Consider the following 14,051-nt stretch of genomic DNA (forward strand, 5'->3'; position numbering starts at 1 on the left):
TATCGGCTCGCGGCGCTCGTCGGGTGACGGCCGGCTCGGGTGCGTCCGACCACTCGGGTGTTGTTTCGTGTTCGACTTTGTGAGATTCTGGCATCATGCTTGCGCATCAGAGACAGGAGCTCCTGCTCGCCCGTGCGACCGCAGACGGCGCCGTCCGCGTCGTCGACGTCGCCGCCGAGCTCGACGTCTCCGAGATGACCGTCCGCCGCGACATCGCCGCGCTCGCCGAGGCCGGCCTCCTCCGCCGCGTCCACGGCGGAGCCGTCCCCGCCCGCCCGACCGCGCTCGAGCCCACCTTCACCGCGAAGACCGAGCTCGCCCGCGAGGCCAAGACCGCGATCGCACGCGCCGCCGCCGACCTCATCGGCCCCGGCGCGTCCGTCGCCCTCTCCGCAGGCACGACGACCCACCTGTGCGCGCTCGAGCTCGCCGCCCGCGGGCGCTCCGACCTCACCGTCGTCACGAACTCCGCCCCCGTCGCCGAGGCCTTCGGCAGCGCCCCCGGCGACCGCCCCGAGGTCGTCCTCACCGGCGGCAGCCTCACCCCGTCACGTGCGCTCGTCGGCCCCCTTGCCGTCGCCGCCCTCGCGACGCTGCGCGTCGACGTCCTCCTCCTCGGCGTCCACGGCCTCGACGCCGACGCCGGCCTCACCACCCCGAACCTCCTCGAGGCGGAGACCAACCGCGCGCTCGTGCGGTCCGCCGGCCGCGTCGTCGTCGTCACCGACTCCTCCTCCTGGGGAACCGTCGGCCTCGGACGCTTCGGCAGCCTCGACGACATCGACGTCCTCGTCACCGACGACGCCCTCCCCGACACCGCCCGCGCCGCCGTCCACGACGCGGGCGTCCACCTCACGCTCGTCCCCACCACCAAGGAAGCCCGATGACCCACGTCAGGATCACCGCCACCCACCTCGCCGACGGCCGCGAGCTCTTCTACTTCGACGACTCCGAGCCGTACGTCTCGGGCGCCGCGACGCGTCGCCTCGACGACCCGCGGCCGCTGCCCCCGCAGTTCGCCGACGGCGCGCAGGGCCCCCAGATGCGCCGCGACCCGCTCACCGGCGACTGGATCCCCATGGCGACCCACCGCATGAACCGCACGTTCCTGCCGCCGGCCGACGCGAACCCGCTCGCCCCCGCTCGCCCGGGCGCCGCATACTCCGACGGCGAGATCCCCGACACCGACTACGACGTCGTCGTCTTCGAGAACCGCTTCCCGTCGCTCGCACGCGTCGAGGGCACCCCCGGGCCGGGCGACCTCGAGGGCGAGCCCCTCTGGGAGGTCCGCCCCGCCGACGGTCGCTGCGAAGTCATTTGCTTCTCGCCGGACTCGACGCGCTCCCTGCGCGAGGTGAGCCCGCTCCGCATGCGCACGATCATCGAGGCGTGGGCGCAGCGCACCGAGGCGCTCTCGCAGATCGAGGGTGTCCAGCAGATCTTCCCGTTCGAGAACCGTGGCGAGGAGATCGGCGTGACCCTCCACCACCCGCACGGCCAGATCTACGCCTACCCGTACCTCACCCCGCGCACGAGCATCATGCTCGACCGCGCGCGCGAGCACCGCGCCGCGACGGGCGGCAACCTCCTCGCCGACGTGATGACGGCCGAGCTCCGCTCGGGCCGTCGCGTCATCGCGCAGTCCGAGCACTGGGTCGCGTACGTGCCCGCGGCCGGCCGCTGGCCCGTCGAGATCCACGTCGCGCCGCTCGACACGAGCCGCCCCATCCCCGACCTCGCGGCACTCACCGACGCCGAGAAGGACGACCTCGCAGGCTTCTACCTCGAGATCCTCGGGCGCTGCGACATGTTCTTCCCCGACGACGACGGCTCGCCGACGCGCCTGCCGTACATCGCGGGCTGGCACCAGGCCCCCGTGGGCGAGGGCCGCGACGACTTGCGTCTGCACCTGCAGCTCTTCTCGATCCGCCGCGCGCCCGGCAAGCTCAAGTACCTCGCCGGCTCCGAGTCCGGCATGGCCGCGTGGATCTCCGACACCACGCCCGAGAAGGTCGCCGACCGTCTGCGCGAGGTCGCCACGGCGTACGTCCCCGCGGGCCTCGAGAACCCGGGGGACCACCGATGAGCCTCGACCATCTCGGCTCCTGGACGCGCGAGGAGGGTGACGCTCGCGTCACCGCGCTCCTCCACGAGCGCCTCGGCGTCCGTCCCGACGCCGTGCGCTCGGCGCCCGGCCGCGTCAACGTCATCGGCGAGCACGTCGACTACACCGGCGGGCTCTGCCTCCCGACGGCGCTCCCGCACCGGACGTTCGTCGCGCTGCGTCGCCGGGACGACGACGTCGTGCGGCTCGTGTCCGCGCAGACCGACGAGCAGTGGACCGCGCACCTCGACGACGTCGCCCCGGGCGCCGTCGAGGGCTGGGGCGTCTACGTCGCGGGCGTCGCCTGGGCACTGCGCGAGGCAGGGCACACCGTCGGCGGCTTCGACGCCGCGGTCGACTCGTGCGTGCCGTTCGGCGCGGGCCTGTCGAGCTCGGCCGCCCTCGAGGCCGCGACGGCCGTCGCGCTCGTCGACGCGTTCGACCTCGACCTGGGTGCCGGCCCGGGCGTCGATGCGCTCGACGACGCCGCGCGCGCTGTCCTGGCCGACGCGTGCGTGCGCGCGGAGAACGAGATCGCCGGCGCCAACACGGGCGGACTCGACCAGGCGTCGTCGCTGCGTTGCGTCGAGGGCGCCGCGATCCTCCTCGACTGCCGCGACGGTGCCGTGCGTCCCGTGCCGTTCGACCCGCTCCCCGTCGGCCTCGACCTGCTCGTCATCGACACCCGCGCACCGCACTCGCACGTCGACGGCGAGTACTCGGCACGCCGTGCCGCTGTCGAACGTGCCGCAGAGGTGCTCGGCGTGCCCGACCTGCGGGCCGTTCCCCTCGACGGACTCGACGAGGCACTGGTGCGCCTCGACGACCCGGTCATCCGGCGTCGCACGCGGCACTGCGTCACGGAGATCGAGCGCGTGCGACAGTCCGTCGCGGTGCTCGACGCGGGCGACGTCGCGGCGCTTGGCCCGCTCATGACCGCGTCGCACGTCTCGTTGCGCGACGACTTCGAGGTGACTGTCCCCGAGCTCGACACGGTCGTCGACGCGGCGCTCGCAGCCGGAGCGCTTGGTGCGCGTATGACGGGCGGCGGGTTCGGCGGCTCGGCGATCGTCCTGCTGCGCGCGGACGAGCGTGCGAAGGTCGCGCAGGCGATCGCCGACGCGTTCGAGCTGCGCGGGTTCGCGGCGCCGGCGTTCCTCGCAGCGCCGCCGTCGTCCCCGGCAGGCTGACCGGCCTGCTGACCGGCCGGCACCGCACGGCCTACCCGCGAGCTTGTGCGCTACCCGCAAGTTCAGACCCGCGGGTAGCGCACAAACTTGCGGGAGCGCGGGTGCTTTGGCACGCGGACGCGCTGGCACGCGGGCGCGCGGGTGCGGGTCCTCGCGCGCACGCGGTTTTCAGGCGCACGCGCGGGTCTTAACCCGCGCCTGCGCCTGGAAACCGCGTCTAGATGGGCTGGCAGGGCCGGCGGGCTCAGCCCGGGGGAGTCGCGCGGGAGGGGCGTGCCGGTCGCTGCTACGCCGGGGTCGCGCGGCGGGCGTGCGCGCGGCTGCGGAGCGATAGCAGCAGGGCACCGATCGCGGCCGCCGTGAGCGACCCGACGAGCACCGCGGCCTTCGCCGCGTCCGTCGACGGCGATCCGGCCGGGAACGACAGGGCCGCGATGAGGAGGGCGACGGTGAAGCCGATTCCTCCGACGAACGACACCGCGATGACGTCGCCCCAGCCGAGCGACGCGTCGAGCCGCGCCTTCGTGAGGGTGACGAGCAGCCACGTCGCGACGACGATGCCGAGCGGCTTGCCGACGACGAGTCCGAGGAACACTCCCTGCGCGGCCGGTGTCGAGGCGGCCGCGGAGATCGCCGCGGGGTCGAGCGCGACACCGGCCGCGAAGAGCGCGAACACCGGCACGGCGAACCCTGCAGAGACCGGCCGCCACAGGTGCTCGTACCTCTCCGCGAGCGCCTCGTGCTCGCCCGCACGGGGCAGCGCCGGGACGGTGAGGCCCAGGAGCACGCCCGCGATCGTCGCGTGGACGCCCGACGCGTGCATGAGACCCCACGCGAGCACGCCGAGCGGCAGCAGGACCCACCAGCGCGCGAGCGCAGGACGCCGGACGACGACCGCGAAGACCGCGACTGCGAGCAGCGCGAGTCCGAGGACGAGCAGGTCGAGGCCGTCGGAGTAGAAGAGCGCGATGACGATGATCCCGAGGAGGTCGTCGACGACCGCGAGGGTGAGGAGGAAGACGCGCAGCGCGGACGGCAACCCGCGCCCGCACACCGTGAGGATCGCGACCGCGAACGCGATGTCGGTCGCGGCGGGGATCGCCCAGCCGTGGGCCTCACCGCCCGGCTGGAGGTTCGCGAGCACGTACACGAGCGCGGGGACGGCCATGCCGCCGACGGCGGCGAGGATCGGGACGATCGCGGTCGAGGGCTTGCGGAGCTGGCCGTCGACGATCTCGCGCTTGAGCTCGAGGCCGACGACGAGGAAGAAGATTGCGAGGAGCCCGTCGGTCGCCCACTGGGCGAGCGTGAGGTCGAGGTGCAGGGCCGCGGGTCCGACCGTGAGCGACGACAGCGACGCGTAGGTGTCCTTCCACGGCGAGTTCGCCCAGGCGAGCGCGATGACCGCGCCGACGAGCAGGAGGATCGCGCCCGTGCGTTCGCTGCGCAGGGTGTCGGCGAGGTTGCGGCGTGAGCCGGGGCTCGGCTCGTCGAGCACGACGGGGCGGTGGTCGGTCATGAGAGTCCTCGGACGACGGGGAAGGGGGCCGAGTTCCACGTTATCTCGCGCGTCCGGGGCGCAGCGTGTTGCATCGTCGGCGGCCGTCCGCTATCGCGCGCAGGCGCACGCGAGAACCAACTCGTCACGGCCACGTGATGCACGTCACGGCGGTCCGGAACGGTGAGGCTCGAGGGCGCGGGGCGCCAGGCGACCGCCCCCAGGCGTCAGGCCGCGGACGTGGCGTCGGACTGCGCCTCGGCCTGGGCGTCCTGCGTCGTCCGGCGGCGCAGAGCCCTCGAGCGGAACGCGAGGAGCGTCCCGCCGAGCGCGGCCGCGGTGAGCGAGCCGAGCAGCACGGCGGCCTTCGCCGCGTCGGCGGACGCGGCCCCCGCCGGGAACGACAGTTCCGCGATGAGGAGGGCGACGGTGAAGCCGATGCCGCCGACGCACGCGACGGCGACGACGTCGCCCCAGCGCATCGACTCGTCGAGCCGGGCCTTCGTCAGGGTGACGAGCAGCCACGTGGCCGCGACGATGCCGAGCGGCTTGCCGAGGACGAGCCCGAGGAACACGCCTTGCGCGGCGGGCGTCGAGGCGGCCGCGGAGATGGCCGCGGGGTCGAGCGCGACACCGGCCGCGAAGAGCGCGAACACCGGCACCGCGAGACCCGCGGACACGGGTCGCCACACGTGCTCGTAGCGCTCGGCGAGGCTCACGGGCTCACCCGTGCGGGCGAGCGCCGGCACGGTGAAACCGAGGAGCACGCCCGCGATCGTCGCGTGCACGCCCGAGGCGTGCATGAGGCCCCACGCGACGACGCCAAGCGGCACGAGCAGCCACCACGGTGCGCCGCCGCGGCGCCGGACGACGACGCCGAAGATGCCGATCGCCACGAGCGCACCGCCGAGCATGAGCATGTCGAGGCCGTCGGAGTAGAACAGCGCGATGACGACAATCCCGAGGAGGTCGTCGACGACCGCGAGGGTGAGGAGGAAGACGCGCAGGGCCGTCGGGAGGCCGCGTCCGCAGATGGTGAGCACGGCGACCGCGAACGCGATGTCGGTCGCGGCGGGGATCGCCCAGCCGTGGGCCTCGCCGCCCGGCTGGAGGTTCGTCAGCGTGTAGACGAGCGCGGGAACGGCCATGCCGCCGACGGCGGCGAGGATCGGGACGATCGCCGTCGAGGGCCGGCGGAGCTGACCGTCGACGATCTCCCGCTTGAGCTCGAGGCCGACGACGAGGAAGAAGATTGCGAGGAGCCCGTCGGTCGCCCACTGCGCGAGCGTGAGGTCGAGGTGGAGGGCGGCGGGCCCGACGCGGAGGTCAGACAGGGACGCGTAGGCGTCCTTCCACGGCGAGTTCGCCCAGGCGAGCGCAATGACCGCGCCGATGAGCAGGAGGATCGCGCCGGTGTTCTCGGCGCGGAGGGTGTCGGCGAGGTTGCGGCGGCTGCCAGCGGTGGGTTCGTCGAGCACGACGGGCTGCTGGTTGTTCATGGTTCCTCAGGGGGTGCGGGCCGGGTGTCAGGGAGGGGCGGTGGGGTGCCGGGCGTCCTGGCCGGGGTGCTGGCCAGGACGCCCGGGCGCGGGTCACGTCCGCGTGAGCCGTTCGATCCAGGCCTGGACGACCGCGGTGTCGTGGTCGCCGAGCCCGGCGTCGGTGAGGTCGGTGAAGACGGTGCGCAGGACGTCGAGCTGCGGGGTCGCGGTTCCGGTGCGGGCGGCCTCCTCGGCGGCGAAGCGCAGGTCCTTCACCATGAAGCGCGCTGCGCCCGACGGTGAGTGGTCGTGCGTCGCGAAGCGGTCCTTCTTGACGTCGAGGATGCGGCTCGCGGCGTAGCCAGTGCCGAGCAGGTCGAGGAGCCGGGCGACGTCGAGGCCGGCGCGCTCGGCGACGACGGATGCCTCGCCGAGGGCCTGGACGGTGGCGGCGACGATCATCTGGTTGCACGCCTTGGCCACCTGACCTGCGCCGAGGGGGCCGAGGTGCTCGACGCGTCCGCACGGTGCGAGCGCCTCGAGAGCGAGTGCCACGTCGTCGTCGGGGCCGCCGAGCATGATCGAGAGGGTGCCTGCCTCGGCGCCCTCGGCGCCTCCGGAGACGGGCGCGTCGACGACGCGCACGCGACCGTCGGTCGCGGCGCGCAGGCGGGCGTCGAGCGTGCGGACGCCGTCGGGGGAGACGGTCGAACTCACGACGATCAGGAGCTCGCGTGCTCCCGCGAGGAGCCCGTCGGGGCCGTCGAGCATGGCCTCGAGGTCAGGGAGGTCGGGCAGGACGACGACGAGGACGTCGACCGCGTCGGCGAGCTCGCGCGGCGTCGCGTGCCATGTCGCGCCGGCGGTGACGAGGTCGTCGGCCGACGTGCGGCGGCGCGCGGTGACGTGGAGCGTGCCGTGCGCCGCGAGGAGGTGGCGGGCCATGGGCGCGCCCATGACGCCGAGCCCGACGAGGCCGACCGTCATCGGGCGAGTCCCTCGTGCGCGCGGGCGAGGAGGTCGAGCGCGGCGCGCGCGAGCGCGAGCCGGCCGGAAACGTCGGTGCCGGGCGCGGCGGTGATCTTCATGCCGACGTGGTCGAGCGGGCCGGCCGCGGCGAGCGTCGCGGTGAGGGCGGCGGCGTCGAGCAGCGAGGCAGCGCTCGGTGCGAGGGCGGGGTCGTCGCCCGCGGGGGCGATGTGGGCGTCGCCCCAGGGTGCGCCCCACGGGGTCTCGGCGCCGGTCGCGCCCGAGAAGATGACGCCGCGCAGGAGCCCGGCCTCGCGTGCGGCGACGGCGTGGTCGACGACGGTCGCGGGGGAGCGGCCCTCGATCGCGGAGCGGCCCCAGTTGAGGTTGAGACCGAGCGACGGGTGGCCGTGGTCGAGGATCGCGGCGATCTCGTCGTCGAGGGTCCAGAAGCCCTTGGCGGGAGCCTGCCCGTCGATGAGGGCGTCGCAGTGCTCGACGACGACGGCGGCGCCTGCGAGATCCCAGCCGGTGATCTCGTCGAGCGAGCGGCGAAACGCGTCGGCCGAGCCGACGGTCCCGCGCGCGGAGGCGTGCGTCGGGGCGGGCGCGGTGTGGATCTGGACGGTGCGGACGCGGGTGCGTCCGGCGCGGTCGGCGAGGGCGAGGGCGAGGTCGCGGACGTCGGCGAGGTCGGCGATCGCGGCGGCGCGGCCGGCGGGGTCGGACGAGGCGAGGCCGTAGGTGCCGTCGGTCGCGAGGCGCTTCATGGTGCGGGGGATGCACGTGATGACGAGGTCGAGGCGCTCGGGGATGTCGTGGCTGATCGCGTCGATGTCGCACGCCGGGTCGCCGGGCATCGCGAGGGGGTGCTCGAGCGCGTCGATGGGGAGCTCGTCGAGGGCGCGGTAGAGGTCGCGGCGGGCGGTGTCGTCGGCCGGGGCGAGTGCGTAGGCGCCCAGGAGCCGCTGGGGGCCGGGGGTGGGGAAGGTCATCGTCGTCCCGTTCTCTCGTCGTCGAGGCTCAGTATCGTGGAACTAGGTTCCGTGACGCGGAACATCGTCTCACGGTGCCACCGTACCCATCCGGCGGCAGGAGCGGTACCGGGACCTCCGTCCCCCGCGAGGTCACGGACGGGTCACGGCTGCTTCTTCAGGCCTCCCGAAACGGGCGATCCGGCGAGGAGTGGGCTGGCAGCGGGTTGACTCACGTGGAAGCATGTGTCGTACTAGTTCCGTACACCGGAACTTAGTTCCATCACGCAACGGCGCATGACGACCGTTCGGCTCACCGGATGCGACGACAACCGCACCGGGCCGGCACCCCGGCACTCAGGGACGAGTGCCCCGGCAGAGACTGACCACGGCGTCAGAGGAGAAACATGAAGCGGAACATCGTGGTTTCCATGGTTGCGGTCGGCGCGCTCGCGCTCGGCCTCACCGCCTGCAGTTCGGACGGCGACAAGGCCGCCGACGGCGGCACGAAGACCTTCAAGGTCGCGTTCAACCAGACCGACACGCACCCCCAGTACAAGGCCATCACCGAGCTCGGCGAGCGCCTCAAGGAGCGCACCGACGGCCGCTACACGCTCGAGGTCTTCCCCAACGAGACCCTCGGCAGCCAGAAGGACACCATCGAGCTCGTCCAGGCCGGCTCCGTCGACTTCGCCATGGTCGCGGGCTCGCTCCTCGAGAACTTCAACCCCGACTTCGTCGTCTTCAACCTGCCCTTCACGTTCGACTCGAAGGACCACCAGCGCGAGACGGTCAACAACCCCGAGATCTCGGGCGAGCTCTTCGAGACCCTCAAGGCCAGCAACCTCGAGGTCGTCGCGGGCTTCCACGGCGGCATCCGGAACGTCTACAACTCGAAGAAGCCGATCAACACCCCGGCCGACCTCAACGGCATGAAGATCCGCGTCATCGAGTCCGACACGAACCTCCGCATGATGGAGCTCATGGGCGGCTCCGGTACCCCGATGGGCCAGGGCGAGGTCTACACGGCCATCCAGTCGGGTGTCCTCACGGGTGCCGAGAACAACGAGTCCATCTACGCGAACCTCAAGCACGCCGAGATCGCGAAGTACTACTCCTACACGCGTCACCTCATGTTCCCCGACTTCCTCGTGACGAACCCGAAGATCATGGAGGGCATGTCCGAGGCTGACCGCACCGCCTTCAAGGAGGAGGTCACGACGGCCCTCACCGACGAGGCCAAGTACTGGGACGACGAGGTCACGCGCTCCATCGACATCGCGACGAAGGCCGGCGCCGAGTTCAACGAGGTCGACTCCGAGGCGTTCCGCACCGCCCTCGAGCCGCTCATCACGGAGAAGCTCAACAACGACGTCACCAAGGGCGTCTACGACGCCATCCGCGCAGCGGCCAAGTGACCCCCTGAGGGCGGACCCGAAGGATCCAACATGAACAAGATCAAGAGAGGTCTCGACACGACGCTCGCGTGGTTCTGCGTCGTCCTGTTCGCAGTACTCGTCGTCGATGTCACGTGGCAGGTCTTCACCCGTGTCGTGCTCAACGACCCGTCCGGCTGGTCGGAGGAGCTCGCGAAGTACCTCTTCATCTGGCTCGGGCTCTTCGGGTCCGCCTTCGTCTTCGGTGAGCGCGGGCACATCTTCGTCGACTTCGCCGTCGCGAAGCTCCCCGACGCGGTGAAGCACTGGATCGGCGTGCTCATGCAACTCGTCATCCTCGCCTTCGCCTCGCTCGTCCTCGTCTACGGCGGCTACAAGATCTCCGCGCTCGCCTGGGACCAGAACCTCACGGGCCTTCCCGTCAACGTCGGCTGGCTCTACACCGCCCTGCCGATCTCGGGTGTGCTCATCGTCTTCTACACCGTCTACCACCTGGTCGCGATCCTGCGGCGTGCCGAGTCCGGCATCGCTGCGGACGCCGAGCCGGACGTCCTGTAAGGAGGAAATGATGCTTGACACCGCAGCACTCGCAGGCCTCATCCTCGTCGTCGGGCTCGTCGTCCTGCTTCTCGCAGGCGCGCCCATCTCCGTCGCCGTCGGCCTCTCCTCGGCCCTCGCGATGGTCTCCGCTCTCGGCTTCGAGAACGGCATGCTCACCTCGGCCCAGCAGATGTTCCGAGGGATCAACAACTTCTCCCTGCTCGCGATCCCGTTCTTCGTGCTCGCAGGCGTCATCATGAACAACGGCGGCATCGCGTTAAAGCTCATCAACGCGGCCAAGGTGCTCGTCGGGCGCATGCCCGGCTCGCTCGCCCAGACGAACGTCGCCGCCAACGCCCTCTTCGGTGCGGTCTCGGGCTCCGCGGTCGCCGCGGTCGCCGCCGTCGGCTCGACGATGTCGCCCCTGCAGGCCAAGGAGGGCTACGACCGGAACTTCGCCGCCGCGACGAACATCGCCTCGGCGCCGTCCGGCATGCTCATCCCGCCGTCGAACCTCATGATCGTGTACTCGCTCGTCTCGAGCACCTCGATCGCCGCGATGTTCGTCGCCGGGTACGTCCCCGGACTCATGTGGGCCGCGGCGTGCATGATCATCGTCTACCTCTACGCCCGCAAGCGTCCCGAGCTCAAGATCACCGAGAAGATCGCGTTCAGCGTCCGCGCCAAGATCGTCCTCGACGCGATCCCCTCGCTCCTGCTCATCGTCGTCGTCATCGGCGGTATCCTCGGCGGCTTCTTCACCCCCACCGAGGCGAGCTGCATCGCGGTCGTCTACGCGCTCGTGCTCTCGTTCATCTACCGGTCGATCAAGGTCCGGGACCTCTACCGGATCTTCCTCGAGTCGACCCGCACGACCGCGATCGTCATGTTCCTCATCGGCGTCAGCTCGATCATGGGCTGGGTCATGAGCTTCGCGAAGATCCCCCAGATGGTCGCCGAGGCGATGTTCAGCATCAGCGAGAACCCCATCGTCCTCGTGCTGCTCATCCTCCTCATGCTCCTCGTCATCGGGTGCTTCATGGACCCGACGCCGGCCGTCCTCATCTTCGTGCCGATCTTCCTGCCCATCGTCGCAGCCTTCGACATGGACCCCGTGCACTTCGGTCTCATGATGTGCTTCGCGCTCTCGATCGGCACGATCACACCGCCCGTCGGGCCCGTGCTCTTCGTCGGTGCGAAGGTCGCCAACCTCCGCATCGAGGACGTCATCAAGCAGCTCATGCCGTTCTTCCTGGCGCTGCTCGTCGTCCTCCTGCTCGTCGCCTTCATCCCGCAGCTCTCGCTGTGGCTCCCGACGGCCATCGGTCTCCTCTGACCCAGGCCTGCCCCCTCCGTCACGCTCCGCACGGGGCGTGACGGAGGACCACCCACCACCCACCTCCCAACACCTCGAGCCAAAGGACCCTCATGGAACAGCGTTACGCCACGAGCCCCGAGCACATCCCGGGCATGGACACCGACGAGCTGCGCTCGCGCTACCTCGTCCAGGGACTCTTCGTCCGCGGCGAGGTGAACGTCACCTACACCCACCACGACCGCGTCGTCCTCGGCGGAGCAGCCCCCGGCGACGAGCCCCTCCCGCTCCCGACCTACCCCGAGATCCGCTCGGAGTACTTCCTCGAGCACCGCGAGATCGGCATCGTCAACGTCGGCGCCCCCGCCACCGTGACGACCGACGGCGAGGTCCACGAGATGCCGACCGGCGCGTGCCTCTACGTCGGACGCGGCGTCCGCGACGTCGTCTTCGCCAACGCGGGCGACGGCCAGGCCGAGCTCTACCTCTTCTCGGCACCCGCGCACACCGCCTACCCGACGGTCCTCACCCTCCCGGGCCAGGGCACCGTCCGCGAGCTCGGCGACCAGCTGACGAGCAACCGTCGCTCGCTCAACCAGTACATCCACGAGAACGGCGTGAAGTCCTGCCAGATCGTCATGGGTGTCACGCAGCTCCACCCAGGCTCGATGTGGAACACCATGCCGGCCCACACGCACGACCGTCGCATGGAGGCCTACCTCTACTTCGACGTGCCCCAGGACGCCCGCGTCATCCACATCCTCGGTCGCCCCGACGAGACGCGTCACCTCGTCGTCGCCGACCGTGAGGCGATCATCTCGCCCAGCTGGTCCGTGCACTCCGGTGTCGGAACCGCGGCATATTCGTTCGTCTGGGCGATGGCCGGGGAGAATCAGTCGTTCGACGACATGGACGGGTTCCCCGTCACCGAGATGCGCTGACCCTTCGACGACGTAGGAGACGACAACCATGACCGAGATCCTCGACACCGCAGCCACGGCTGCGAACGCCAGCGCGAGCGAGAAGACGCTGCTCGTGCTCGAGGGCGCACTGTCGCACTCCCGGTTCACGGACGTCGTCGAGGCGACCGGGCTGGCCAAGGCCACCGTCCACAGGATCCTCGCGACCCTCCAGGCGCGCGAGTTCATCCTCGTCGACGGCGACGGCCACTTCCAGCCCGGTCCCCGCATCCTCGCGCTCGCCGGCCGCGCGCTCGAGAACCTCGACATCTCCGCGATCGCGCGGAGTCACATCGAGAGGCTCGTCGCCGAGTCGCACTGCACGGTGCACCTCGGTGTCGCGGCCGGCGACGAGGTCGTCTACCTCATGCGCCAGGACTCCGACAAGCCCTACCGCATGCCGTCGCGCGTCGGGCACTCGATCCCCATGCACTCCTCGGGGATCGGCAAGGTCATCCTCTCCGACTACTCCGACGACGAGCTCGCGCGCTTCGTCGCGCGCGCCGGCCTCGAGCGCCGGACCGCGCGCACCATCACGACCCTCGAGGGTCTGCGCACCGAGATCGCCGACGTCCGCGCCAAGGGCTACTCCCGCGACCGCGAGGAGAACGTCCCCGGCGTCTCGTGCGTCGCAGCCCCCGTGCGCGACCACACCGGGACGGTCCGCTACGGACTGTCCATCTCCACCCTTGCTCTCGAGCACACCGACGCCCAGATCGAGGCGATGGCACCCCTCGCGATCGCCACCGCGGACGCCATCTCCGCGGCGCTGGGCTACCAGCCGCGCTAAGCCCTCACCCGGGGCTGCGCGCACACGACAGGAAGAAGCACCCCGCCATGAGCACCACCTCCGCCCACCTCGCCGACCTCTTCTCGCTCGAGGGCCGGACGGCCGTCGTCACGGGCGCGAACCGCGGCATCGGCCTCGGTATCGCGACCGCCCTCGCGCAGGCCGGCGCCGACATCGTCGGCGTCTCGGTCGAGATGCCCGACGGAGAGTCCGAGGCCCGCACCGCCGTCGAGGCCACGGGGCGCACCTTCACGCCGATCGAGTGCGACCTCGGCGACCGCGAGGCGCTCACCGCCCTCGCTGCCGACCTCCGCGCGCGCGGCGTCGACATCCTCGTCAACAACGCGGGCATCATCAAGCGCACGCCCGCCGCCGAGCACTCCGACGCCGACTTCGACGCCGTCATGGAGATCAACCTGCGCGCCACCTGGGTGCTGTGCCGCGAGGTCGGCGCGTCGATGCTCGAGCGCGGCTCGGGCCGCATCGTCAACATCGCGTCGATGCTGTCCTTCCAGGGCGGCATCAACGTGCCCGGCTACACGTCGGCGAAGTCCGCGGTCGCGGGCCTCACGAAGGCGCTCGCGAACGAGTGGGCCGGCCGTGGCGTCAACGTCAACGCCGTCGCCCCCGGGTACGTCGCGACCGACAACACGGCGCAGCTGCGTGCGGACGCGGACCGTTCCGCCGCGATCCTCGACCGCATCCCTGCGGGCCGCTGGGCGACGCCCGAGGACATCGCGGGTGCGATCCACTTCCTGTGCTCCGGTGCAGCCTCGTACGTCCACGGCGCGATCGTGCCCGTGGACGGCGGCTGGCTCGCCCGCTGAGCCCGGC

13 protein-coding genes and 1 pseudogene are annotated in these 14,051 nt (G+C 71.4%); 9 read left to right on the forward strand and 5 right to left on the reverse strand.

Annotated elements, in window-relative coordinates:
- Positions 1-95: 95 nt before the first annotated feature.
- From IGS67_RS03570 to galK, 3 genes are read left to right on the forward strand one after another with little or no spacing between them, the layout of a single operon-like run.
- Positions 96-887 (forward strand): DeoR/GlpR family DNA-binding transcription regulator, encoded by a 792-nt coding sequence (locus IGS67_RS03570; RefSeq protein ID WP_192277988.1) that lies wholly within the window; start codon positions 96-98, stop codon positions 885-887.
- Entirely contained in the window at positions 884-2,086 is a 1,203-nt protein-coding gene (gene galT / locus IGS67_RS03575; protein ID WP_192277990.1) for a galactose-1-phosphate uridylyltransferase, read from the forward strand. Before IGS67_RS03570 ends, galT begins: the two co-directional genes overlap by 4 nt.
- Positions 2,083-3,294 (forward strand): galactokinase, encoded by a 1,212-nt coding sequence (gene galK, locus IGS67_RS03580; RefSeq protein ID WP_192277992.1) that lies wholly within the window; start codon positions 2,083-2,085, stop codon positions 3,292-3,294. The genes galT and galK overlap by 4 nt, the downstream gene beginning before the upstream one ends.
- Positions 3,295-3,580: 286 nt before the next feature.
- On the opposite strand, the gene nhaA (IGS67_RS03585) is transcribed toward galK, so the two are convergent.
- The 5 genes and pseudogenes from nhaA (IGS67_RS03585) to IGS67_RS03600 all read right to left on the reverse strand — a co-directional run bounded on the left by nhaA (IGS67_RS03585) (position 3,581) and on the right by IGS67_RS03600 (position 8,237).
- Positions 3,581-4,813, reverse strand: a complete 1,233-nt coding sequence (gene nhaA, locus IGS67_RS03585) for a Na+/H+ antiporter NhaA (protein ID WP_192277994.1) — start codon at positions 4,811-4,813, stop codon at positions 3,581-3,583.
- A 206-nt stretch (positions 4,814-5,019) separates the two neighbouring features.
- The gene (gene nhaA / locus IGS67_RS03590; protein WP_192277996.1) at positions 5,020-6,291 is read right to left on the reverse strand and encodes a Na+/H+ antiporter NhaA; all 1,272 of its coding nucleotides are present in this window, start codon (positions 6,289-6,291) and stop codon (positions 5,020-5,022) included.
- 93 nt (positions 6,292-6,384) lie between these two features.
- On the reverse strand, positions 6,385-6,828 hold the full coding sequence (locus IGS67_RS14475) for an NAD(P)-dependent oxidoreductase (protein WP_407925809.1): 444 nt from the start codon (positions 6,826-6,828) through the stop codon (positions 6,385-6,387).
- A pseudogene (locus IGS67_RS14480) lies at positions 6,802-7,275 on the reverse strand (NAD(P)-binding domain-containing protein); the annotation flags it as partial. The gene IGS67_RS14475 and the pseudogene IGS67_RS14480, both read right to left, overlap by 27 nt.
- Complete coding sequence (locus tag IGS67_RS03600; protein ID WP_192278000.1) at positions 7,257-8,237, reverse strand: DUF4862 family protein; 981 nt, start codon at positions 8,235-8,237, stop codon at positions 7,257-7,259. The pseudogene IGS67_RS14480 and the gene IGS67_RS03600, both read right to left, overlap by 19 nt.
- A gap of 386 nt (positions 8,238-8,623) precedes the next feature.
- Here IGS67_RS03600 and IGS67_RS03605 point away from each other — a divergent pair, with 386 nt between their 5' ends.
- The 6 genes from IGS67_RS03605 (at position 8,624) to kduD (ending at position 14,044) form a co-directional block, all read left to right on the forward strand.
- On the forward strand, positions 8,624-9,634 hold the full coding sequence (locus IGS67_RS03605) for a TRAP transporter substrate-binding protein (RefSeq protein WP_192278003.1): 1,011 nt from the start codon (positions 8,624-8,626) through the stop codon (positions 9,632-9,634).
- A gap of 30 nt (positions 9,635-9,664) precedes the next feature.
- A complete protein-coding gene (locus tag IGS67_RS03610; RefSeq protein ID WP_192278005.1) occupies positions 9,665-10,171 on the forward strand; it encodes a TRAP transporter small permease in 507 nt (168 codons plus the stop codon).
- A gap of 10 nt (positions 10,172-10,181) precedes the next feature.
- Positions 10,182-11,489, forward strand: coding sequence for a TRAP transporter large permease (locus IGS67_RS03615; protein WP_192278007.1), 1,308 nt, complete (start codon positions 10,182-10,184; stop codon positions 11,487-11,489).
- A 92-nt stretch (positions 11,490-11,581) separates the two neighbouring features.
- Positions 11,582-12,409 (forward strand): 5-dehydro-4-deoxy-D-glucuronate isomerase, encoded by an 828-nt coding sequence (kduI, locus tag IGS67_RS03620; RefSeq protein ID WP_192278009.1) that lies wholly within the window; start codon positions 11,582-11,584, stop codon positions 12,407-12,409.
- A gap of 28 nt (positions 12,410-12,437) precedes the next feature.
- The gene (locus IGS67_RS03625; RefSeq protein ID WP_192278011.1) at positions 12,438-13,217 is read left to right on the forward strand and encodes an IclR family transcriptional regulator; all 780 of its coding nucleotides are present in this window, start codon (positions 12,438-12,440) and stop codon (positions 13,215-13,217) included.
- Positions 13,218-13,264: 47 nt separating this feature from the next.
- Entirely contained in the window at positions 13,265-14,044 is a 780-nt protein-coding gene (gene kduD / locus IGS67_RS03630) for a 2-dehydro-3-deoxy-D-gluconate 5-dehydrogenase KduD (protein WP_192278013.1), read from the forward strand.
- The last annotated feature ends 7 nt before the right edge of the window (positions 14,045-14,051 follow it).

Origin of the sequence: Flavimobilis rhizosphaerae (assembly GCF_014852685.1) — a bacterium.
GTDB lineage: Bacteria > Actinomycetota > Actinomycetes > Actinomycetales > Cellulomonadaceae > Flavimobilis > Flavimobilis rhizosphaerae.